The organism is Streptomyces seoulensis (assembly GCF_022846655.1).
Lineage (GTDB): Bacteria > Actinomycetota > Actinomycetes > Streptomycetales > Streptomycetaceae > Streptomyces.
Map to the genome: position 1 here is coordinate 352,265 of NZ_AP025667.1, position 20,266 is coordinate 372,530.

Below are 20,266 nucleotides of genomic sequence, written 5' to 3' on the forward strand. Positions count from 1 at the left end.
GTAACTTACGGTCCGTCCGCAGGATGGTGCCACGATCCCGCGCGAAGTGACAGAGGTCGTACGAAGTCGTACTTCCCCGGCTCCCCGCGCTTCCCGCGATCATCCCGCCCGTGTGACGAACGGGGCACGGACATCGTTCCCCCGGGCCCCGCGTGTCCCGGTGATTCCCTCGAACAGGTGAGCCAGCGTCAGCGTGGCGCCAACGCCTCCCAGGCCAAAGTCACTTCGCCCTGCCGCCAGCGCGCGGGGCCGTCCGTCACCGGCCAGTCGGCCGTGAGGTCCCGGACCGTGCGCAGCCAGCGCTGCCGGGCGCCGTAGGTGGCGTAGGGCGCGGCGGCCGCCCAGGCGCGGTCGAAGTCGCGCAGGAAGGCGTGCACCGGCTCGCCCGGCACATTGCGGTGGATCAGTGCCTTCGGCAGTCGTTCGGCCAGGTCGGAGGGGCGCTCCAGGGAGCCCAGCCGGGTGGCGAAGGTGACCGTGCGCGGCCCCTCCGGGCCGAGCGCCACCCATACGTGCCGCCGCCCGATCTCGTCGCAGGTGCCCTCCACCAGCAGCCCGCCGCGTGAACCCCCGCCCGCCGGGGCCAGCCGCGCGCACAGGCCCTGCCACACGGCGGCGACCTGCTCCTCGTCGTACTGACGCAGCACATTGGCGGCCCGGATCAGCGCCGGGCGGCCGGGTACCGGGATCTCGAAGCCGCCGTGCCGGAAGGCGAGCCCGTCGCGCTCGTACGGCTTGGCGGCCGCGACCCGCTCCGGTTCGATCTCGATCCCGACCACGCGCGCGTGCGGCGCGACGGTACGGAGCCTGCCGAGCAGTTCCACCGCGGTCCAGGGCGCCGCCCCGTACCCGAGGTCGATGGCGAGGGGGTCGGCCGCGCGGCGCAGTTCGGCGCCGTGCGTGGCGGCGATCCAGCGGTCCATGCGGCGCAGCCGGTTGGGGTTGGTCGTCCCGCGCGTCACCGTGCCTACGGGGCGAGAAGTCGCGCGGGTTGCCATGTTTATGAGGGTAAGCGGGCCGGGTGAGGAGCTCTGACCGAACGGTTGAGCGAGTGATGGTCATGATTGGGTAAAACCGCTTGATCGGGAAATGGGAAGAACCCCGTCCGCTGTTGCACCCCTCGGAGGACTCGGACGGTCCTCCGGCAGGCATGCCCGCAGCGAGGAGGAAGCCCAGTGAGCCAGTACGTCAGCAGGCTCGGGCGTCGCTCCCCGGCAACGCCCCCGCGGCTGCGGCTGCACCGCAGGCCCCGCCGGGTCGCCATGCTCTCCGTGCACACCTCGCCGCTGCACCAGCCCGGCACCGGCGACGCGGGCGGCATGAACGTCTACATCGTGGAGCTGGCCCAGCGGCTGGCCGCGATCAACATCGAGGTGGAGATCTTCACGCGGGCCACCGCCGGAGACCTCGCCCCCAAGGTCGAGCTCGCCCCCGGCGTCCTCGTCCGGCACATCGACGCCGGCCCCTACGAGGGCCTGGCCAAGGAGGAGCTGCCCGCCCAGCTCTGCGCCTTCACCCACGGCGTGATGCAGGCGTGGGCCGGCCACCGCCCCGGCTACTACGACCTCGTCCACTCCCACTACTGGCTCTCCGGCCACGTCGGCTGGCTCGCCGCCCAGCGCTGGGGCGTCCCCCTGGTGCACGCCATGCACACCATGGCCAAGGTGAAGAACGCCAGCCTGGCCGCCGGCGACACCCCCGAGCCCGCCGCCCGCGTCATCGGCGAGACCCAGATCGTCTCCGCCGCCCGCCGCCTCATCGCCAACACCGCGGGCGAGGCCGCGGAACTCGTCCAGCACTACGACGCCGACCCGGCCAAGGTCGCCGTCGTCCACCCCGGCGTCAACCTCGACCGCTTCCGCCCCCTCGACGGCCGTGCGGCCGCCCGCGCCCGCCTCGGTCTGCCCCAGGACGCGCTGATACCGCTCTTCGCGGGCCGCATACAGCCGCTGAAGGCCCCCGACGTGCTGCTCCACGCCGTGGCCCACCTGCTGGACGAGCGTCCCGAGCTGCGCCGCGAGATCGTCGTACCCGTCGTCGGCGGGCCCAGCGGCAGCGGTCTCGCCAAGCCGGAGGGGCTGCAGAAGCTCGCCGCGCGGCTCGGCATCGCCGACGTCGTGCGCTTCCGGCCGCCGGTCGGGCAGGAGCAGCTCGCGGACTGGTTCCGGGCCGCGTCCGTGCTGGTCATGCCGTCCTACAACGAGTCCTTCGGGCTCGTCGCCATCGAGGCGCAGGCGGCCGGTACGCCGGTGCTCGCCGCCGCGGTCGGCGGCCTGCCGGTGGCCGTGCGCGACGGCGAGACCGGCTTCCTCGTCCAGGGCCACGACCCCGCCGACTACGCGCGTGTCCTGCGCCGCTTCGCCGACGACCCCGGCCTGTCCGACCGCATGGGCGCGGCCGCCGCCCGGCACGCGCTCGGCTTCGGCTGGGACGCCTCCGCCGCCGCCACCGCCGACGTGTACGCGGCCGCCACGCAGTCCCACCGCCGTCGCGTACGCTCGCAGCATGGCTGAGACCGAGGCGACGGAGCGGGCCGCGCGCACCGTCGAGGACGCGCTGAAGGACGCCGAGCTGGAGTGGGAGAACCCCGAGGCGGGCTCCTACGTCGTCAAACTCCCCGGCACCGCGAAGCTCTCCACCACCGTCTCGCTGCTGGTGGGCCGCCACACCCTCTCCGTCATCGCCTTCGTCATCCGGCACCCCGACGAGAACGAGGCGGGCGTCCACCGCTGGCTGCTGGAGCGCAACCTCAAGCTGTACGGCGTGAGTTACGCGGTCGACCGGCTCGGCGACGTCTACGTCACCGCCCGCGTCCCGCTCGATGCCGTGACCCCGGGGGAGATCGACCGCCTGCTCGGCCAGATCCTCGAAGCGGCCGACGGCGCCTTCAACACCCTGCTGGAACTGGGCTTCGCCTCCGCGATCCGCCGCGAGCACGCCTGGCGCGTCTCGCGCGGCGAGTCCACCCGGAACCTGGACGCCTTCGCGCACCTGCTGCGCGACAACTGACCTTGCTCTAGCCGCTGTTGCGGTAGCGCCCTGGTGTGACCCCCACCAACTTCTTGAAGTGCCGGTTCAGATGCGCCTGGTCGTAGAACCCGGTGGCAGCCGCCACCTCGCCCGGCGCGAGCCCGTCCAGCAGCAGTCTCCTGGCCCGGCCGATCCTGCGCGAGGTCAGGTACCGGTGCGGGGCGATGCCGTACGCGGCGCTGAACGCCCGTACCAGGTGGGCGGGATGGGCGTGCAGCAGCGCGGCCGCGTCCGTGAGGGTGAGCCCGTCGGTGAGGTGCTCGTCCAGGAGTTCGCGCAGCAGGCGTGCCAACGCCGGTTCGGCACGCGGGGGTTCGGGGTCGCGGTGGCGCAGGTGGTCCCGCAGCCGCTCGCCGACCAGCACCAGCACGCTCTCCGCCGCCAGTTCCTCGCCCGGCATCGCCAGCGCCCGGTGCAACCGCCCCACGCGTGAGCGCAGTTCCGGGTCGCGCAGATCGGGCTCGTCCACGGCGGGGCCGATGAGGTCGTGGCTCAGCCGGCTGCCGTCCAGGTACAGCACCCGCTTGCGGAAGCCGTGCGGGGTGGCGGGGGAGCCATTGTGCGGGACGTGCGGCGGCAGCAGCGTGACCGTGTCGCGCGGGGTGCCGTGCTCATGCCGGTCGAGGTCGTACCGTACGGCGCCGTCGTCCACGATCAGCAGCGTCCAGGCGTCGTGGACGTGCATCGGGTACGCGTACTCGGTGAACCGGGCGTGGAAGACCTCCACGACACCCGGTACGGACGGGCGCCACGCGGAGACTTCCGGCTGGTCGGCGGGCTGGTGAGCGGCCACGCAAGAAACGTACAAGACCCGGGCCGGGCGCGGTCGGCAGGCTCGGGTGCATGAGTGAACAGCCCCTGCGTTTCGACACCAAGATCGCCGTGCTCCTCCGGGACGACCTCGCGCCCTGGCAGCGCCTCAATGTGACGTCGTTCCTGGTCAGCGGCCTGGGCAGTCAGGTACCCGAGGTGATCGGCGCTCCGTACGAGGATGCCGACGGGGTCGCCTACCTGCCGATGTTCCGCCAGCCGGTCCTGGTCTTCGAGGCCACGAAGGAGGTGCTGCGCGCGGCCCACACGCGCGTGCTGAGCCGTTCGCTGCCCCGCGCGGTGTTCACCGCCGACCTCTTCTCGACCGGCCACGACGCCGACAACCGGGCGGCCGTGCGGGCCGTACCCACCGCCGACCTGGATCTGGTCGGCCTGGCGGTGTACGGCCCGAAGAGCGGGGTGGACAAGGTGGTGAAGGGGGCGAGGATGCACCCGTAGGTCAGGCGGCCTTCTCGACGGAGGGGCGGGCCGGGGCCGTGACGGTGATCTCCGCCGCCTCCGCGGGCAGCCCCCGCATCAGCACCGCGTACCCGAGGCCCGCCGCCGTGCCGATGACCGCGCACGCGCCCCAGAGCCACTCCGCGCCGAAGTGGTCGATGACCGTGCCGGACATCAGCGGGGCGACGAGGGCGGCGACGGACCAGGAGAGGCTGTAGACGCCCTGGTAGCGGCCCCGGCCGTGGACGGGGGAGAGGCGGACGACGAGGCCGGTCTGGGTCGGGGCGTTGACGATCTCGGCGAGGGTCCACACGCAGACGGTGAGCGCGAAGACGCCGACCGACCCGGCGAAGGCGGTGAGCCCGAAGCCGTAACCCGCGAGCAGCGAGGAGATGACGAGCAGGCGGCGCGGGTCGCGGTGCTCGATGAAGCGGGTGACCGGGATCTGCAGGGCGACGATCAGGACGCCGTTGACGGCGATGGCGGTGCCGTAGTCGGCGGGGGTGAACCCGGCCTGCCCCATGGCGACCGGCAGGCCGACCGAGCCCTGCATGAAGAGGAGTGCGACGAGGAAGGACAGGCCGACGACCGCCATGTAGCGCCGGTCGCGCAGCACCGTGCCCAGGCCGATCTCCGGCTCCCCGGCCTCCTTGGCGGCGGGCGCGGGCCGGGACTCGGGGATCTTGAGGAAGACCAGGATCGCGCAGGCCAGCGTCATCCCGGCCTCGATGAGGAACCCGGCGAGATAGCTGAACTCGGCGATGAAGCCGGCGGCGACGGAGGAGACGGCGAAGCCGAGGTTGAGCGCCCAGTAGTTCAGCGAGAAGGCCCGGACCCGGTCCTCGGGCCGCACGATGTCGGCCATCATCGCCTGCACGGCGGGCCGGGAGGCGTTGGAGGCGGCGCCGACGAGGAAGGCGACGGCGGCGATGGCCACGGGGTCGTGCATGAAGCCGAGCAGCGCGACGGAGAACGCGGTGCCGAGCTGGGCGATCAGCAGGGTGGGCCGTCGGCCGAGGCGGTCGGCCATCACCCCGCCGCCCAGCGAGGAGACGACCCCGCCGAGGCCGTGCAGGGCGGCGACGAGACCCGCGTAGGAGGCCGAGTAGCCGCGGTCGAGGGTGAGGTAGAGCGCCATGAAGGTGGCGACGAAGGCGCCGAGCCGGTTGACCAGGGTGCTGGCCCACAGCCACCAGAAGGCGCGGGGGAGCCCGGAGACGGAGGACCGGGCGGCGGCGACCAGCCGGCTCGGTGCGGCGGTGGACATGGACGGGACCCCCCGGTAAGTGGCGCTTGCGGTATGCGGAACTTACTCGGACGGGGTCGTCGGAGGCCACTCGATTAACAGAAGCCGTCAAGTGTCAGCGGCCGGACGACGCGCGGAAGGGGTGGATTACGCTCTGAGGCATGGCCGACGCACCGTACAAGCTGATCCTCCTCCGCCACGGCGAGAGCGAGTGGAACGCGAAGAACCTGTTCACCGGCTGGGTGGACGTCAACCTCAACGAGAAGGGCGAGAAGGAGGCGGTCCGCGGTGGCGAGCTCCTGAAGGACGCCGATCTCCTGCCCGACGTGGTCCACACGTCGCTCCAGAAGCGCGCGATCCGCACGGCCCAGCTCTCGCTGGAGGCCGCGGACCGCCACTGGATCCCGGTCAACCGGAGCTGGCGCCTCAACGAGCGCCACTACGGCGCGCTGCAGGGCAAGAACAAGGCGGAGACGCTGGCCGAGTTCGGCGAGGAGCAGTTCATGCTCTGGCGCCGCTCCTACGACACCCCGCCGCCGCCGCTCCCGCGCGACGCGGAGTACTCCCAGTACGACGACGCCCGCTACGCCGACCTCCCGCCGGAGATCCGTCCCCAGACGGAGTGCCTCAAGGACGTCGTCGAGCGGATGCTCCCCTACTGGTACGACGACATCGTCCCCGACCTCCTCGACGGCCGCACCGTCCTGGTCGCCGCCCACGGCAACTCGCTGCGCGCCCTGGTCAAGCACCTGGACGGCATCTCCGACGAGGACATCGCGGGCCTCAACATCCCGACCGGCATCCCGCTCTACTACGAGCTGGACGAGGACTTCAAGCCGGTCACGCCGGGCGGAAAGTACCTGGACCCGGACGCGGCCAAGGCCGCGATCGAGGCTGTGAAGAACCAGGGCAAGAAGAAGTAAGCACGCACGATCAAGCCCCCTGCCTGCGGGTTCTCCGTTGGCAGGGGGCTTGTTGTTGCGCCGGGGCCGCCGCTGGGCCGTGGCGCTTAGAGCTCGAAGCACGATCATGATCGGGCCTTCTTGAGTCGTCTTCAGCAGATGAGGCTGCAGGCGAGGGAAACGGAGGCGTCGTGGAGTTCAGGCCGCCGTTCCCGGCGGACTGCGAGGCGTGTGAAGTGGCGGACGTGCCCGCGGCTGAGGTGGTCCGGATCCTGGTGGAGATCCTGACCAGCAATTCGGAGGATGTGGAGATGGCCCGGCCGGTGGTGCGGGCGGTCATGGAGGAGCTGCGGGCCCGGCAGCAGTAGGCACAAACTGCAGCGCCCCCGCCGACTGCCACGGCGGGGGCGCTCGGGTGTCCGGGGGTGGTCAGTGAGCTTTTTCCAACCTGTCGGGCGGGACAGGCAGTTGGGCTGACAGACGGGTGAAGCCCCTGGTAGAGGGTTTTCGACCAAGAAATCCGTCTCCACCAGAGGCTTCGTGCTGCGCCCTCGTCGAGCAGGCCATGGCCACCCTCAAGTCCTGGCTGCTCCTTCGCAGGCTCCGGAGCTCGACCACCCGGATCACCTGCCTCGTCCAGGCCGTCCGCACCCTGCATTTGGCCGGCTCAGCCCGATGATGGAAAAGCCTCACTCTCTCAGTCCAGTCTTTTCCCCATGCGCGCTGAGAACTTCTCCGTGTCCTTTGTGTGCCACCACTCGAACAGGTGGGTTCGCACAAGCATCCCGAGGTAATTCAGGCTCTCTTCGGAGAGGTCTCCGCTCACCAAACTTGCTTCATGACCCTGGTAGTCAAGTGAGACTTCCCAGAGTTGCCCTGAGACGCTGACCCGGATTTCCAGAAGCAATTTAGGGAAGACAGACGTCACCTTCACCTCAAGGACTTCAAGAGAGGTTCCTCCTCCCTCGCTCTGCAGTCCTGAAAGTCTTTGGGCGAGTGCTTCCCTTACTTGCTCCGGGGTGGCCATATGGGTCCTCTCAGCACTTTGCCTCTGCACTCGCTGACGCTGCAGCTACGGCCGGGGTTGTGTACTCTACCGTGGCCGTGATGATCCCCTGGGGCGTCAGACCGCCCGGCATCCCTCCAAGGGGGCCCTTGTTGACGACCACCTTGAAGTTCTTCCTCGGCGGCTTCGAGGAGCAACCAGTGCCGACCTTGTATCGGTAGTACACCCCGGCGGTCCTCTCGTAGCCGTTGAAGAGTGTGTCACTGATCTTGTTCTTGAAGCTGGTGCTCCAGCGTCCACGCTCAACTATGTGCTTGTAGCCCCAAGTTTTCGTTCCGCAGCGCAGAGGCATCTTGCTCGGGCCGATGTAGAAGGTATAGGCGACCTTGGAGTAGTGCTGCGACTTGCAGGGGTTTGACGCGCTCACCGTGGCTGCTGCGGGCACCTCGGTGGATGCATTCGCGGGTACAGGTGCGGTTAGCAGGGCAGCGGCCCCCGCTGCCGCGATGAACGTCGCGGTGGACCTGCGTAAATACGTAGCACGCACGTCTTCTCTTTTCGTTGCCGGATGCTTCTGTATGTCTTCTGTGTCGGGGATGTCAACCATTCCCTACAGAGCTGGAACCCCCGGAAGCCGACCGCGCGTCAGCGACCCTAGCCACCGGCACTGACAACGGGGGCCCGCCTCCCAAGAGCCCCCGAGGGATCCCCGCGTGCGCTCCAGGACGTGAAGTCGCCGGTCGCGCGCCCTGCCCCGCGCCTGCTGATTCGCGCACGCTGGACGGCGGAAACGGAGCGGATCGCCGGGGGTGGGTCGTGGGTGAGTGGAGGCAGGGAAAGTGCGGTTGGCCGAAGAAGGGCGGCGGTAGTTGTGGGAACAAGACGATGAAGGGCACCTCGCGGTGCTACCGCCACCAAGGTGACTGGACCAAGCGGGGACAGGCAGAGCTGAAGAAGTCGGCGGGGAAGCGCCGTAAGAGGTGAGTCCTCGTAACTGAGGTCGGCGCTCCGGAGGGGAAGTCGAGCCCCGGCCCGGCCCTCAGGACGTCTCGCGGTGCCGCGGAGGCAGACGCCCCGCCGCGGCGAAAGTGTGCGGCAGCATGGGTGGCCGGGAAGGCCCACGCGGGGCTCCGCACACTCGATGACGGGACGTCATGAACCACCCACAGCCCAGCGGCAGCGCCTGGCGCCGCCCCATGGTCCCCCGCCTCAGCGGCGAGCGGCACCGGACCGCCACCGTTCTCGAGCTCTTCTTCGACCTCTGCTTCGTCACGGCCGTGGCCCAGACCGCCGCGGCCTTCGAGCATGAGATGGCGGCCGGGAAGGTCGGGCACGGCGTGCTCGGGTACGCCCTCGTGTTCTTCGCCATCTGGTGGGCCTGGATGAACTTCACCTGGTTCGCCTCGGCCTACGACACCGACGACGTGCCGTACCGCCTGCTCACCCTGCTCCAGATCGCCGGCGCGCTCGTGCTGGCGGCGGGCGCGTCGAAGGCGCTGGAGCATTACGACTTCACGGTCATCACCTACGGGTACGTCGTGATGCGCCTGGCCATGGTGAGCCAGTGGCTGCGCGCCGCCCGCAGCGACCCCGAACACCGGCGGACCTGCCTGCGGTACGCGGTCGGCATCCTCGTCGTGCAGATCGGCTGGGTCGTACGGCTGGCGTTGCCGGACGACGCCGGGCTGCCGGCCTTCTTCGTCCTCGTCGTCGCCGAACTCGCCGTCCCCGCCTGGGCGGAGCGCGCCGGGCAGACCACCTGGCATCCGCACCACATCGCCGAGCGGTACGGCCTGTTCACCCTGATCGTCCTCGGCGAGTCCATCACCGCCGCCACGGCCACCGTACGGGCCGCCCTCGACACCGAGGTCTCCCTCGGCGACATCGCCCCGCTGGCCGTCGGCGGCATCCTCACCGTCTTCGCCATGTGGTGGCTGTACTTCACCCAGAGCGCGGCCGACAAGCTCAACTCCCTGAACACGGCGCTCCGCTGGGGCTACGGGCACTACTTCGTCTTCGCCTCCGCAGCGGCCGTCGGGGCCGGGCTCGCGGTCGAGATCGCGTACCTCACGGGGCACGCGCACCTCGGCAGACCGACGGTCGCGGCGGCGTACACGGTGCCGGTCGCGCTGTATGTCGCCGTCCTGCGGCTGCTTCACCGCGGGGCGGCCAGGCCCGATGCGCAGGACGCCGTCTGGGCCGTGGGCATCCTCGCCGTCCTCGCGGTCACCTTCACCCCGAGCCCGGTACTGGCCACCGGCTGCGTCGCCTCGGCCCTGGTGGCGGCCGTCGTCACGATGACGCACCGCGCCCGGAAGCCGATCCCGCAGGCGGGGTGAGCTGGGTCGCTCCGGCCGGGCGGCAAACACCGGCTCGCGCGGGGCCGTGCGGGGCAGGGCGGGCGCGCGATCCTGACGTCGGTCAGATGTGGAGCGGTACCGCGTGCACCTCGTCCGGTTTGTGTCCGGCGCGCTCGTGGATGCGCTGGACCGCCTCGGCCGACGGGGCCTCGGACAGGCAGTAGACCGTGCCGGACTCCGGGTCCGCCCAGGCGGCCTCGAAGTGCATGTCCTCGTCCTGCTCGATGTCGAGGTCGGCCTGGTGGGCCCGCGCCAGCTCGTCGGCCGTGATGCCTTCCATGCCGTGGTGGACGTCCATGAACTTGGTCATGGTCACACCTCCTTGCGATGTCCCTCCCTCCATGCTGGGCCCGGACGTCCCCTCATGGCGACTCGTCCCGTCACGCCGAGGGGCCCCGGAGTCCCCGGGGCCCCTCTCCACCGCCGTCGTCCTCAGCCGCACTGGCAGGGCGCGCCCTGCTGGCAGCCACAGCCGCAGCCCGAGCCGCAGCCGCAGGCGGCCACCAGCGGGAGGCTTCTGGGCCGGACGGCCTGGTCGGTGTCGCGGTCCTGGGTGGGGTCGGGCGTGGTGCTCGGGGATTCGGGCATGGCTCCTCCTCGACACGGGGGCCAGGTGCCCCCGCCCATTCCATGCCCGCTGCACTGGGCGCATCAACGGCGCACGGATGCGCCCGCACGCCCGACCCCACCACCGCAAGCCCCCTGCGCGCATGCTTCACGGCACGGAAGGCGTCGGCCGCTCTCAGCAGTTCGCGCTGTACCGGACACACCCCGGTGTCGCGTGGCTCTTCTCCCAGTCGTGCTGCTCGGCCCCCAGTACGCCGCCCAGCAGAAGGGCGATCAGCAGGTGGGCGATCGCCGTCCAGCGGGCGCGGAAGACCGCCGCGAGGACGATCAGGACGACCACCACGATCCGCAGCACCTGCAGCCGGTCCATGAACGCGAGATGGGCCGCGTCGATCCGAGCCTGGTCGCCCTGCGCCGCCCATACCTCGAGGCCGACGCCGTATATCGCGTCCAGTACCACCCAGGCGGTCTCCAGCAGGAACAGCGGAATCGCGAAGGCGAGGTCCACGCCCAGGCGTGTCCTGCGCGACCAGGGGAGCCGGCGTCTCGGAGCCGGAAGGGATTCGGTCATGCACGCAGGGTGCGGGGGGACGGGGGAGCCGCACATGAGTACGGGTACTCAACCCGTCCCCGGCGCCGCCGCCCCACCCCCGGAGGGCGTCTCAGGCCCCCGTCCCCTCCTGCTGGATCTCGTCCGCGTGCTCGCCCGTCACCAGGTACACCACCCGCTTCGCGACAGCGACCGCGTGGTCCGCGTACCGCTCGTAGTAGCGGCCCAGCAGGGTGACGTCGACCGCCGTCTCGATGCCGTGCTTCCAGCGGTCGTCGATGAGGTGCTGGAAGAGGGTGCGGTGGAGGAGGTCCATCTCGTCGTCGTCCTGCTCCAACTGGAGCGCGAGGTCGACGTCCTTGGTGATGATGACCTCCGCCGCCTTCGCCATGAGGCGCTGCGCGAGCTGGCCCATCTCCAGGATGGTCGCGTGCAGGTCCTGGGGGACCGCCCGCTCGGGGAACCGCAGCCGGGTCAGCTTGGCGACGTGCTGGGCGAGGTCGCCCGAGCGCTCCAGGTCGGCCGACATCCGGAGCGAGGTGACGACGATGCGCAGGTCCGTCGCCACCGGCTGCTGGCGCGCCAGCAGGGCTATCGCGCGCGCCTCCAGGTCGTGCTGGAGCTCGTCGACCCGCTGGTCGGCCTCGATCACGCTCTCGGCCAGCTTCAGGTCGGCGTCCAGGATGGCGGTGGTGGCGCGTCCGATGGCGGAGCCGACCAGCCGGGCCATCTCCACCAGACCGTCGCCGATCGAGTCCAGTTCCTCGTGGTACGCGTCCCGCATCAGGTTCCCTCTCCTACAACGTGTCGTCGGGGGCCCCAAACAACCGGCCGAACCCCACGCTCCCACGTTCCGTCCCGTACGCGTCCGTTTCCGCCCTCCCGAATGAACCACCACTGGATGGAAGGTGAACTCTGGGCGACGAGTGCCCGAGGTCGCACCACGGCGGCTGTGGCCAGTCCGGACGCCATGCCTAACCTTGTGACATGGACGTGAACGCGGCGGTCGCCGCAGTGGCGGCGATCGGTGGTGTGCTCACCGGTGTCATCGCCATGCTGGCGTTCCGCTGGAGCGAACGCGACCAGAAGCGCCCCACCCGTACCTCCCTGCACACCGACGCGGTGCTCCCGCCGGGTGTGGACACCGTGCTGTCGGTGCTCCGCTCCTCCGCGGTCGTCCTGGACGAGGCTGACGCCGTGGTCAAGGCCAGCTCCGCCGCGTACGCCCTCGGACTCGTCCGGGGCGGCAAGCTCGCCGTGGAGCCGATGCTCCAGATGGCCCGCGACACGCGGCGCGACGGGGAGATACGCCAGGTCGAGCTGGACCTGCCCCGGCGCGGCACCGGACGGGGCGAGGCCCTGGCGGTGTCCGCCCGCGTGGCCCCGCTCGGCTCCCGGCTGGTGCTGCTGCTGGTCGAGGACCTGACCGAGGCCCGCCGCATCGAGGCGGTCCGCCGTGACTTCGTGGCCAATGTGAGCCACGAGCTGAAGACCCCCGTGGGCGCCCTCTCCCTGCTCTCCGAGGCTGTCATGGACGCCTCCGACGAGCCCGACGCGGTCCAGCGCTTCGCCGGGCGGATGCAGATCGAGGCGACCCGGCTGACCAACCTGGTCCAGGAGCTGATCGACCTCTCGCGGGTGCAGAACGACGACCCGCTGGAGGACGCCGAGCCGGTACGCGTGGACGAACTGGTCGCCGAGGCCGTCGACCGCTGCCGCCACCAGGCCGGCACGAAGCAGATCAACATGGCCACCGCCATCCAGGACCCGGCGCGGCCCGACCGGGGGCGCGCCGGGCTGCACGTCTGGGGCAACCGCGGCCAGCTCGCCGCCGCCCTGGGCAACCTGGTCGAGAACGCCGTCAACTACTCCCCGGCCCACACCCGCGTCGGTATCTCCGCCCGCCGGATCTCCGCCCCCGGCGGAGATCTGATCGAGCTGGCCGTCACCGACCAGGGCATCGGCATCTCCGACAAGGACAAGGAGCGCATCTTCGAGCGCTTCTACCGCGTCGACCCCGCCCGCTCCCGCGCCACCGGCGGCACCGGCCTCGGCCTCGCCATCGTCAAGCACGTTGTCGCCTCGCACGGCGGCGAGGTCACGGTCTGGAGCGCCGAGGGCCAGGGCTCCACCTTCACCCTGCGGCTGCCGGAGGCGGGCGTAGCCCGCGACCGCGCGGCCAGGCACCCGGAACTCGACGAGTCCGGTCCCGCCGATCCGTCCCCGTACGCTCCGCTTCCCTCCCCGGAGGTCCTTCCGTGACCCGAGTGCTCGTCGTCGAGGACGAGGAGTCCTTCTCCGACGCCCTGTCGTACATGCTGCGCAAGGAGGGTTTCGAGGTCGCCGTCGCCGCGACCGGCCCCGACGGCCTGGACGAGTTCGAGCGCAACGGCGCCGACCTGGTCCTGCTCGACCTGATGCTGCCGGGGCTGCCCGGCACCGAGGTGTGCCGCCAGCTACGCGGCCGCTCCAACGTCCCGGTGATCATGGTGACCGCCAAGGACAGCGAGATCGACAAGGTCGTCGGGCTGGAGATAGGGGCCGACGACTACGTGACCAAGCCCTTCTCCTCGCGCGAACTGGTCGCGCGTATCCGGGCCGTGCTGCGCAGGCGCGGCGAGCCGGAGGAGGTCACCCCGGCCGCGCTGGAGGCGGGCCCCGTTCGGATGGACGTCGACCGCCATGTGGTGACGGTGTCCGGGGCCAAGGTCGACCTGCCGCTGAAGGAGTTCGACCTGCTGGAGATGCTGCTGCGCAACGCGGGCCGGGTGCTGACCCGGATGCAGCTCATCGACCGGGTGTGGGGCGCCGACTACGTGGGCGACACCAAGACCCTCGACGTCCATGTGAAGCGGCTGCGCGCCAAGATCGAGCCCGACCCGGGCGCCCCGCGCTATCTGGTGACGGTGCGCGGGCTGGGATACAAGTTCGAGCCGTAGACCGCGGTGGCGGCCGGAACATGACAGAGGGGGCACCCGGGCCGGGTGCCCCCTCTGTCATGCGTACGGGTTCAGTGCCCCGCGGCCGACTGCGACGCGGAGTCGCTCGGGGAGGCGCCCGGCGCGGAGGCGGAGGAGCTCGCCTTGCCGTCCTCCGGACTGCCGCTCGCGGACGGGCTGCCCGACGGCGAGGAGGTCGCGGCGGCCGGCGCGGACGGCACCTCGCTCGGACCCCAGCCGGTGAAGTAGCTGGTCGCGGGCACGACGAAGGCGCGCAGGCTGACCGCACCGGTCTTGCTGAAGGTGAAGGTCACCTTCTGCGCGTTGCCGTTCTGGACCGACTCGCGGCCGTTGGCCAGGATGGCGGAGGCGTTGTCCTTGCCGCCGATGACCAGCCGGCCGTGCGCCGGGACGGTCAGCTTCTGTCCCTTGGCGGGCTTCAGCTCGACCTTCTCGTCGCTGCCCGCGACGGCGATCGACTGGAGGGTCTGGTCGGTCGCGCCGTCGTTGAACAGCGTGGCGGCGACGGCGGCCGGGCCGCTGGCCTTGGCGTCGGGCTGGGTGATGACCAGGGCGTTCTGCACCTTGATGGCCCCGACATGGGTCGCGGCGTTGTCCGGCCGGATCTCCAGGGTCTGGGCGTTGTTGCCGGCGCCGCAGGCGGCGAGCGAGGCGATCGAGAACGCGATGGCGGATGCGGCGAGGGCGCCGCGTCGAAGGCTGCTGCTCACGGCGGCGGCAACTCCTTGAACGCAGGGGCGGCTTGTCTTGTAGGGCCACCTTAAGGATCTGTCAGCGCCCTCAGGCTACCGAGCCGTTCGCGCGCCGCCGTACCCGACCCTCCCCAAGTGCCCGGCTTGCCTCCCGGTGGGGGTACTCGGAGCGCCGTCGATCACCCTCGCGCGGCATTGCCGGAACGCCGGTCCGTCATTCGGATAACCCCGCGGAGCGTCGTTGACGGCATCCCGGTGACACCCCGCGACACTCCGGGCGGAATTTCCGTGAAGGAATACGCGCGTGTCCGGAATTGATCACCGTCCGGTGGCGTGATCAATTCCGGATTCGTCTCGTACCCGACTCCGGATGTCGAACGGGGGAGCGGAAGTCGTACGCTTGGAAGCGGGCATACCGGGACATTTGACCAATCCGGGTGACTCTCTGGGGCGGGTGACGTACATGTTTCACTCCGCGCGCAGAGCTGCCCCCACCTGCGAATTCCCGGTTCCGCGGGTGGTCCGCAGCACGTTCCTGTTGGTGTTGTCAAGCCCCGAGATATGCCCTGACCTGCGAAAACGCCATTCAGAAGACGCCGTATCCGTGTTACCCTGGATAGCCACGGAAGGGGTACCTGTCACATGACGTTCAAGGTTGGCGACACCGTGGTCTATCCCCATCACGGGGCCGCGCTGATCGAGGCTATCGAAACTCGTCAGATCAAAGGCGTGGACAAGACCTACTTGGTGCTGAAGGTCGCCCAGGGCGACCTGACGGTACGTGTGCCAGCGGACAATGCGGAGTTCGTCGGCGTGCGTGATGTGGTCGGTCAGGACGGGCTGGACCGGGTCTTCGAGGTGCTGCGTGCGCCGTACGCCGAGGAGCCCACGAACTGGTCGCGCCGCTACAAGGCAAATCTGGAGAAGCTCGCGTCCGGCGATGTCATCAAGGTCGCGGAAGTCGTGCGTGACCTGTGGCGTCGTGAGCGCGAGCGCGGACTCTCCGCCGGTGAGAAGCGCATGCTCGCCAAGGCCCGCCAGATCCTGGTGAGCGAGCTGGCTCTCGCGGAGAACACCAACGAGGACAAGGCCGAGGCGCTGCTCGACGAGGTACTCGCCTCCTGACGCGTGAGCGGGCGGTGTGCCCCGCCTGCTTCACAGTCCAGCGCAGCACAAATGCCGTGGTGCCCGATGACACTCACCCTGTCGCCGGGCGCTGCGGCATATTCGTCCCCCTATGCATTCCCCCTGCACCCGGTTGCACTCGATGCAGTTTCCGTCCTGCGTTCTGCCCCTGCTCGTCGCCCCCGGGGTGGACGGCTCGACCGCGGTCACGGAAAGGGTCCGGTCAAGGCGTCGCTCCCAGGCGCTCCTCCAGGCCATACCCACCGGGCCCGAGCACACAAACCTGACAGGAACCGATGTCTGACGAAACGCGCCCCGCGCCCGCCGAGCCGCGCCAGGACAGCCGTGTAGCCGCCGTGATTCCCGCCGCCGGCCGGGGCGTACGCCTCGGTCCGGGCGCCCCCAAGGCGCTCCGCGCGCTGAACGGCACGCCCATGCTGATCCACGCGATCCGCGCCCTGGCCGCCTCCCGGCACGTCTCCCTGGTGGTCGTCGTGGCCCCGCCGGACGGCGCCGCCGAGGTCAAGTCGCTGCTGGACGCGCACGCGCTGCCCGAGCGCACGGACTTCCTGGTCGTCCCCGGCGGGGAGAGCCGCCAGGAGTCGGTCCGCCTCGGCCTCGACGCCCTGCCTCCCGCCTACGACGTCGTCCTCGTGCACGACGCGGCCCGCCCCCTCGTCCCCGTCGACACGGTGGACGCGGTCGTCGAGGCGGTGCGCGACGGCGCCCCGGCCGTGGTGCCGGCGCTGCCGCTGGCCGACACGGTCAAGGAGGTCGAGCCCGCGGGCACCCCCGGCGAGCCCGAGCCGGTGCTCGGCACGCCCGCGCGGGCCCGGCTGCGCGCCGTGCAGACCCCGCAGGGCTTCGACCGGGCCACCCTGGTCCGCGCCCACGAGACCGTCACCGAGGACGTCACCGACGACGCGAGCATGGTCGAGCAGCTCGGGGAGCGGGTCGTGACCGTGCCCGGTCACGAGGAGGCGTTCAAGGTCACCCGGCCCCTCGACCTCGTCCTCGCGGAGGCGGTCCTGAACCGCAGGAGGCTCAACGATGGCTTCTGAGATCCCCGCCCTGCCCCAGGTCGGCATCGGCACGGACATCCACGCCTTCGAGGACGGCCGCGAGCTGTGGTGCGCCGGGCTCAAGTGGGAGGACTCGGGACCGGGCCTGGCCGGGCACTCCGACGCCGACGTGGTCGCCCACGCCGCCTGCAACGCGCTGTTCTCCGCCGCCGGACTCGGTGACCTCGGTCAGCACTTCGGTACCGGCCGGCCCGAGTGGTCCGGCGCGTCCGGGGTCACCCTGCTCACCGAGGCCGCCCGGATCGTGCGCGCGGCGGGCTTCGTCATCGGCAACGTCGCCGTGCAGGTCGTCGGCCCCCGCCCCAAGATCGGCAAGCGCCGGGACGAGGCGCAGCGGATCCTCACCGCCGCCGCCGGGGCACCGGTGTCGGTGTCCGGCGCGACCACCGACGGGCTGGGCTTCCCCGGCCGCGACGAGGGGCTGATGGCGGTCGCCACGGCGTTGGTGCTGCGCGTGTCGTAGGGGCGTGCGAGGGTACCCGCACAGCCATCGTCGATCGAGGAGGATCTTCATGTCCGCAGCCCTGTCCGACCGGCTCAAGTCCCTGCTGGACACCCGCGTGTTCATCGTCGTGGGCACCGTCCAGCCCGACGGCAGCCCGCAGATGTCACCGGTGTGGGTGAAGCGGGACGGGGACGACGTCCTCGTCTCCACCACGGTCGACCGGCGCAAGGAGAAGAACCTCAGGCGCGACCCGCGGGTCACCGTCGTCGTCGTGGACCCGGAGAACCCCTACGAGTACGCCGAGATCCGCGGCACCGCCGAGATGACCACCGAGGGCGGCCAGGCACTCATCGACGAGCTGTCGCTGAAGTACACCGGCAAGAAGTACGCGGAGTTCAACCCGGCCTCCGCGAACGACGCCGAGCGTGTCGTCGTGCGGATCACCCCGCGCAAGGTGGTCGGCAGCCTCTAGGCCGTGTCCGGAGCGGCGATGTCACCGTCCGGTGGCATCGCACGGCGCCGCTCCCACTACCCTGGTGTGGTGACCATTCGCCTGTACGACACCAGCGCCCGGCAGATCCGCGACTTCACCCCGGTCCAGCCGGGCTGTGTCTCGATCTACCTGTGTGGCGCCACCGTGCAGGCGGCACCGCACATCGGGCACATCCGCTCGGGCCTGAACTTCGACATCATGCGCCGCTGGTTCGAGTACCGCGGCTACGACGTGACGTTCATCCGCAACGTCACGGACATCGACGACAAGATCATCGCCAAGGCCCACGAGCAGAAGCGCCCCTGGTGGGCGATCGGGTACGAGAACGAGCGGGCGTTCAACGACGCCTACGCCGCCCTCGGCTGCCTCCCGCCCACCTACGAGCCCCGCGCCACCGGCCACATCACCGAGATGATCGAGATGATGCAGGGCCTCATCGAGCGCGGCCACGCCTACGAGTCCGAGGGCAACGTCTACTTCGACGTGCGCTCCTTCGACGGCTACCTGGAGCTGTCCCGGCAGGAGCTGGACAACCTGCTCCAGCCGTCCGGCGAGGGCGAGACCGGCAAGCGGGACCCGCGCGACTTCGCCATGTGGAAGGCGGTCAAGCCGGGCGAGCCGAGCTGGCCGACGCCCTGGGGGCCCGGGCGCCCCGGCTGGCACCTGGAGTGCTCGGCCATGGCGCACAAGTACCTGGGGACCGCCTTCGACATCCACGGCGGCGGCCTCGACCTGATCTTCCCGCACCACGAGAACGAGATCGCCCAGGCCAAGGCCTTCGGTGACGAGTTCGCCCGGTACTGGGTGCACAACGCCTGGGTGACCATGGCGGGCGACAAGATGTCCAAGTCGCTCGGCAACAGCGTGCTGGTGTCCGAGATGGTCAAGCAGTGGCGTCCCATCGTCCTGCGCTACTACCTCGGCACCCCGCACTACCGCTCGATGATCGAGTACAGCGAGGAGTCGCTGCGCGAGGCCGAGGTCGCGTTCGCGCGTATCGAGGGCTTCGTCCAGCGTGTGCTGGAGAAGGCCGGGGGCGAGGTCGAACCGGCCGCCGAGGTGCCGCCGGCCTTCGCCGAGGCGATGGACGACGACCTGGGCGTGCCGCAGGCCCTCGCCGTGGTGCACACCACCGTCCGGCAGGGCAACAGCGCGCTGGCGGCCGACGACAAGGAAGCGGCCGTCGCCCGCCTGGCCGAGGTGCGGGCCATGCTCGGCGTGCTCGGTCTCGACCCGCTGGACCCCCGGTGGGCCGGCGAGGGCGGCGAGCGCGGCGACGACCTGCACGGCGTGGTGGACAGCCTCGTCCGGCTCGTCCTCGAACAGCGTGAGTCCGCCCGCGGCCGCAAGGACTGGGCCACCGCCGACGCCATCCGCGACCAGCTCGGACAGTCCGGGCTCGTCGTCGAGGACAGCCCGCAGGGCCCGCGCTGGAGCCTCGGCCCGCGCTAGGCCGGCCGGCAACGGGCCTGATCGAATGTGCCGCCCGGCCATCCGGGCGGCACACTGCATACATACGTACGAACGCTCACGGAGACGGGTAACTCATGGCGAACAACCGCCGCATGTCCGGCAAGAAGGGTGCCCAGGTCGGCAGCGGCGGCCAGCGGCGCCGTGGCCTGGAGGGCAAGGGCCCCACGCCCCCCGCCGAGATGCGCAAGGGCCACGTCAAGCAGCGCGCCGCCGCCGCCAAGGTCCGCCGCGCCCAGGGCCGCCCGCCGCAGCGCAAGGGCGGCGGCAGGTCCTCCTCCGAGCTGGTCGTCGGCCGCAACCCGGTGTTCGAGGCGCTGCGCGACGGCGTACCGGCCACCACGCTGTACGTCCAGCAGTTCATCGAGAACGACGAGCGCGTCCGCGAGGCCCTCCAGCTCGCCGCCGAGCGCGGCAACATCCACCTGATGGAGGCCCCGCGTCCCGAGCTGGACCGCATGACGAACGGCCTGAACCACCAGGGCCTCGTCCTGCAGGTCCCGCCGTACGAGTACGCGCACCCCGAGGACCTGCCCGCGGCCGCCTACGACAAGGGCGAGGACCCGCTGATCGTCGCCCTCGACGGCGTCACCGACCCGCGCAACCTGGGCGCCATCGTCCGTTCCGTCGCCGCCTTCGGCGGTCACGGCGTGGTCGTGCCCGAGCGCCGGTCGGCCGGCATGAGCGCCGGTGCCTGGAAGAGCTCGGCCGGTACGGCCGCCCGTACGCCGGTCGCCCGTGCCACCAACCTGACCAGGGCGCTGGAGCAGTACAAGAAGGCCGGCATCACCGTGGTCGGCCTGGCCGCCGACGGCGCGGCCGAGGCGGGCGACCTGCCGGCGCTGTCCGGGCCGGTCGTCATCGTGATCGGCAGCGAGGGCAAGGGCCTGTCCCGCCTGGTCGGCGAGACCTGCGACCACCTGGTGCGCATCCCGATGCCGGGTGGCGCGGAGTCCCTCAACGCCGGTGTCGCGGCCGGTGTCGTGCTGTACGAGGCGTCGCGCCGCCGTTCCTGAACGACCGTTCGGCAATTCCCCCGGATGCGGTAAATCCGGGGGTTGCCCGGCGT

Annotated in this window: 24 protein-coding genes and 1 pseudogene; 15 read left to right on the plus strand and 10 right to left on the minus strand. The window is 70.8% G+C overall.

The window, feature by feature from the left end; all coding sequences use genetic code 11:
- Positions 1–188 precede the first annotated feature (188 nt).
- A complete protein-coding gene (locus HEK131_RS01695; RefSeq protein WP_244333424.1) occupies positions 189–998 on the minus strand; it encodes a class I SAM-dependent methyltransferase in 810 nt (269 codons plus the stop codon).
- A 177-nt stretch (positions 999–1,175) separates the two neighbouring features.
- Between HEK131_RS01695 and mshA the strand changes: the two genes are divergently transcribed.
- Together mshA and HEK131_RS01705 are read left to right on the plus strand one after the other, a co-directional pair.
- Positions 1,176–2,513 (plus strand): D-inositol-3-phosphate glycosyltransferase, encoded by a 1,338-nt coding sequence (mshA, locus tag HEK131_RS01700; RefSeq protein WP_217461413.1) that lies wholly within the window; start codon positions 1,176–1,178, stop codon positions 2,511–2,513.
- A complete protein-coding gene (locus HEK131_RS01705; RefSeq protein ID WP_217461412.1) occupies positions 2,506–3,009 on the plus strand; it encodes a YbjN domain-containing protein in 504 nt (167 codons plus the stop codon). The genes mshA and HEK131_RS01705 overlap by 8 nt, the downstream gene beginning before the upstream one ends.
- Before the next feature lie 7 nt (positions 3,010–3,016).
- Here the strand turns inward: HEK131_RS01705 and HEK131_RS01710 are convergent, their stop codons facing one another.
- Entirely contained in the window at positions 3,017–3,823 is an 807-nt protein-coding gene (locus HEK131_RS01710; protein ID WP_244333426.1) for an AraC family transcriptional regulator, read from the minus strand.
- Between the two features lie 50 nt (positions 3,824–3,873).
- On the opposite strand from HEK131_RS01710, the gene HEK131_RS01715 reads away from it, so the two are divergent.
- Positions 3,874–4,299 (plus strand): DUF2000 domain-containing protein, encoded by a 426-nt coding sequence (locus HEK131_RS01715; RefSeq protein WP_217461410.1) that lies wholly within the window; start codon positions 3,874–3,876, stop codon positions 4,297–4,299.
- A 1-nt stretch (position 4,300) separates the two neighbouring features.
- Here the strand turns inward: HEK131_RS01715 and HEK131_RS01720 are convergent, their stop codons facing one another.
- A complete protein-coding gene (locus tag HEK131_RS01720; protein WP_244333428.1) occupies positions 4,301–5,566 on the minus strand; it encodes an MDR family MFS transporter in 1,266 nt (421 codons plus the stop codon).
- 140 nt (positions 5,567–5,706) lie between these two features.
- Between HEK131_RS01720 and HEK131_RS01725 the strand changes: the two genes are divergently transcribed.
- The 3 genes and pseudogenes from HEK131_RS01725 to HEK131_RS01730 all read left to right on the plus strand — a co-directional run.
- The gene (locus tag HEK131_RS01725) at positions 5,707–6,468 is read left to right on the plus strand and encodes a phosphoglyceromutase (protein ID WP_217461408.1); all 762 of its coding nucleotides are present in this window, start codon (positions 5,707–5,709) and stop codon (positions 6,466–6,468) included.
- Between the two features lie 224 nt (positions 6,469–6,692).
- Entirely contained in the window at positions 6,693–6,815 is a 123-nt protein-coding gene (locus HEK131_RS30095) for a hypothetical protein (RefSeq protein WP_279614239.1), read from the plus strand.
- A 179-nt stretch (positions 6,816–6,994) separates the two neighbouring features.
- Positions 6,995–7,126 (plus strand): annotated as a pseudogene (locus tag HEK131_RS01730) (IS5/IS1182 family transposase); the annotation flags it as partial.
- A gap of 18 nt (positions 7,127–7,144) precedes the next feature.
- Here the strand turns inward: HEK131_RS01730 and HEK131_RS01735 are convergent.
- Together HEK131_RS01735 and HEK131_RS01740 are read right to left on the minus strand one after the other, a co-directional pair.
- Complete coding sequence (locus HEK131_RS01735) at positions 7,145–7,474, minus strand: hypothetical protein (RefSeq protein WP_244333430.1); 330 nt, start codon at positions 7,472–7,474, stop codon at positions 7,145–7,147.
- Between the two features lie 10 nt (positions 7,475–7,484).
- Entirely contained in the window at positions 7,485–8,060 is a 576-nt protein-coding gene (locus HEK131_RS01740; protein WP_244333432.1) for a hypothetical protein, read from the minus strand.
- 547 nt (positions 8,061–8,607) lie between these two features.
- On the opposite strand from HEK131_RS01740, the gene HEK131_RS01745 reads away from it, so the two are divergent.
- Positions 8,608–9,792 (plus strand): low temperature requirement protein A, encoded by a 1,185-nt coding sequence (locus tag HEK131_RS01745; RefSeq protein ID WP_244333434.1) that lies wholly within the window; start codon positions 8,608–8,610, stop codon positions 9,790–9,792.
- An 82-nt stretch (positions 9,793–9,874) separates the two neighbouring features.
- On the opposite strand, the gene HEK131_RS01750 is transcribed toward HEK131_RS01745, so the two are convergent.
- The 4 genes from HEK131_RS01750 to phoU form a co-directional block, all read right to left on the minus strand.
- On the minus strand, positions 9,875–10,123 hold the full coding sequence (locus HEK131_RS01750) for an SCO4226 family nickel-binding protein (RefSeq protein WP_217461404.1): 249 nt from the start codon (positions 10,121–10,123) through the stop codon (positions 9,875–9,877).
- Between the two features lie 122 nt (positions 10,124–10,245).
- Positions 10,246–10,401 (minus strand): hypothetical protein, encoded by a 156-nt coding sequence (locus HEK131_RS01755; RefSeq protein ID WP_202495605.1) that lies wholly within the window; start codon positions 10,399–10,401, stop codon positions 10,246–10,248.
- A 154-nt stretch (positions 10,402–10,555) separates the two neighbouring features.
- Positions 10,556–10,951 carry a DUF6234 family protein gene (locus HEK131_RS01760; RefSeq protein ID WP_244333435.1) on the minus strand — a complete coding sequence of 132 codons (396 nt, stop codon included), beginning with the start codon at positions 10,949–10,951 and terminating at the stop codon, positions 10,556–10,558.
- A 91-nt stretch (positions 10,952–11,042) separates the two neighbouring features.
- Positions 11,043–11,714: a phosphate signaling complex protein PhoU gene (phoU, locus tag HEK131_RS01765; protein ID WP_217461402.1), complete on the minus strand. Its 672-nt coding sequence runs from the start codon at positions 11,712–11,714 to the stop codon at positions 11,043–11,045.
- 203 nt (positions 11,715–11,917) lie between these two features.
- Here phoU and HEK131_RS01770 point away from each other — a divergent pair, with 203 nt between their 5' ends.
- Both HEK131_RS01770 and HEK131_RS01775 read left to right on the plus strand, forming a co-directional pair.
- The gene (locus HEK131_RS01770) at positions 11,918–13,192 is read left to right on the plus strand and encodes a sensor histidine kinase (protein ID WP_217461401.1); all 1,275 of its coding nucleotides are present in this window, start codon (positions 11,918–11,920) and stop codon (positions 13,190–13,192) included.
- Entirely contained in the window at positions 13,189–13,869 is a 681-nt protein-coding gene (locus tag HEK131_RS01775) for a response regulator transcription factor (protein ID WP_031183999.1), read from the plus strand. Before HEK131_RS01770 ends, HEK131_RS01775 begins: the two co-directional genes overlap by 4 nt.
- A 71-nt stretch (positions 13,870–13,940) precedes the next feature.
- Here HEK131_RS01775 and HEK131_RS01780 read toward each other — a convergent pair whose 3' ends face one another.
- A complete protein-coding gene (locus HEK131_RS01780) occupies positions 13,941–14,600 on the minus strand; it encodes a DUF461 domain-containing protein (protein WP_217461400.1) in 660 nt (219 codons plus the stop codon).
- 624 nt (positions 14,601–15,224) lie between these two features.
- Here HEK131_RS01780 and HEK131_RS01785 point away from each other — a divergent pair.
- The 6 genes from HEK131_RS01785 to rlmB all read left to right on the plus strand — a co-directional run bounded on the left by HEK131_RS01785 (position 15,225) and on the right by rlmB (position 20,213).
- Complete coding sequence (locus tag HEK131_RS01785) at positions 15,225–15,707, plus strand: CarD family transcriptional regulator (RefSeq protein ID WP_003953493.1); 483 nt, start codon at positions 15,225–15,227, stop codon at positions 15,705–15,707.
- A 296-nt stretch (positions 15,708–16,003) separates the two neighbouring features.
- The gene (ispD, locus tag HEK131_RS01790; protein WP_161149385.1) at positions 16,004–16,768 is read left to right on the plus strand and encodes a 2-C-methyl-D-erythritol 4-phosphate cytidylyltransferase; all 765 of its coding nucleotides are present in this window, start codon (positions 16,004–16,006) and stop codon (positions 16,766–16,768) included.
- Complete coding sequence (gene ispF / locus HEK131_RS01795) at positions 16,758–17,252, plus strand: 2-C-methyl-D-erythritol 2,4-cyclodiphosphate synthase (RefSeq protein ID WP_244333436.1); 495 nt, start codon at positions 16,758–16,760, stop codon at positions 17,250–17,252. Before ispD ends, ispF begins: the two co-directional genes overlap by 11 nt.
- 49 nt (positions 17,253–17,301) lie before the next feature.
- Complete coding sequence (locus HEK131_RS01800) at positions 17,302–17,706, plus strand: PPOX class F420-dependent oxidoreductase (RefSeq protein WP_217461398.1); 405 nt, start codon at positions 17,302–17,304, stop codon at positions 17,704–17,706.
- A gap of 69 nt (positions 17,707–17,775) precedes the next feature.
- Complete coding sequence (gene cysS / locus HEK131_RS01805; protein ID WP_244333437.1) at positions 17,776–19,179, plus strand: cysteine--tRNA ligase; 1,404 nt, start codon at positions 17,776–17,778, stop codon at positions 19,177–19,179.
- A gap of 95 nt (positions 19,180–19,274) precedes the next feature.
- Positions 19,275–20,213 carry a 23S rRNA (guanosine(2251)-2'-O)-methyltransferase RlmB gene (rlmB, locus tag HEK131_RS01810; protein ID WP_217461396.1) on the plus strand — a complete coding sequence of 313 codons (939 nt, stop codon included), beginning with the start codon at positions 19,275–19,277 and terminating at the stop codon, positions 20,211–20,213.
- Positions 20,214–20,266 lie beyond the last annotated feature (53 nt).

Bases quoted from the DNA above. Each gene is read 5' to 3' on its own strand.
- HEK131_RS01695 (WP_244333424.1), bottom strand. From the start codon at position 998: ATGGCAACCCGCGCGACTTCTCGCCCCGTAGGCACGGTGACGCGCGGG.
- HEK131_RS01705 (WP_217461412.1), top strand. From the start codon at position 2,506: ATGGCTGAGACCGAGGCGACGGAGCGGGCCGCGCGCACCGTCGAGGAC.
- HEK131_RS01715 (WP_217461410.1), top strand. From the start codon at position 3,874: ATGAGTGAACAGCCCCTGCGTTTCGACACCAAGATCGCCGTGCTCCTC.
- HEK131_RS01720 (WP_244333428.1), bottom strand. From the start codon at position 5,566: ATGTCCACCGCCGCACCGAGCCGGCTGGTCGCCGCCGCCCGGTCCTCC.
- HEK131_RS01725 (WP_217461408.1), top strand. From the start codon at position 5,707: ATGGCCGACGCACCGTACAAGCTGATCCTCCTCCGCCACGGCGAGAGC.
- HEK131_RS01735 (WP_244333430.1), bottom strand. From the start codon at position 7,474: ATGGCCACCCCGGAGCAAGTAAGGGAAGCACTCGCCCAAAGACTTTCA.
- HEK131_RS01740 (WP_244333432.1), bottom strand. From the start codon at position 8,060: ATGGTTGACATCCCCGACACAGAAGACATACAGAAGCATCCGGCAACG.
- HEK131_RS01745 (WP_244333434.1), top strand. From the start codon at position 8,608: ATGAACCACCCACAGCCCAGCGGCAGCGCCTGGCGCCGCCCCATGGTC.
- HEK131_RS01750 (WP_217461404.1), bottom strand. From the start codon at position 10,123: ATGACCAAGTTCATGGACGTCCACCACGGCATGGAAGGCATCACGGCC.
- HEK131_RS01755 (WP_202495605.1), bottom strand. From the start codon at position 10,401: ATGCCCGAATCCCCGAGCACCACGCCCGACCCCACCCAGGACCGCGAC.
- HEK131_RS01760 (WP_244333435.1), bottom strand. From the start codon at position 10,951: ATGACCGAATCCCTTCCGGCTCCGAGACGCCGGCTCCCCTGGTCGCGC.
- phoU (WP_217461402.1), bottom strand. From the start codon at position 11,714: ATGCGGGACGCGTACCACGAGGAACTGGACTCGATCGGCGACGGTCTG.
- HEK131_RS01770 (WP_217461401.1), top strand. From the start codon at position 11,918: ATGGACGTGAACGCGGCGGTCGCCGCAGTGGCGGCGATCGGTGGTGTG.
- HEK131_RS01785 (WP_003953493.1), top strand. From the start codon at position 15,225: ATGACGTTCAAGGTTGGCGACACCGTGGTCTATCCCCATCACGGGGCC.
- ispD (WP_161149385.1), top strand. From the start codon at position 16,004: ATGTCTGACGAAACGCGCCCCGCGCCCGCCGAGCCGCGCCAGGACAGC.
- ispF (WP_244333436.1), top strand. From the start codon at position 16,758: ATGGCTTCTGAGATCCCCGCCCTGCCCCAGGTCGGCATCGGCACGGAC.
- HEK131_RS01800 (WP_217461398.1), top strand. From the start codon at position 17,302: ATGTCCGCAGCCCTGTCCGACCGGCTCAAGTCCCTGCTGGACACCCGC.
- rlmB (WP_217461396.1), top strand. From the start codon at position 19,275: ATGGCGAACAACCGCCGCATGTCCGGCAAGAAGGGTGCCCAGGTCGGC.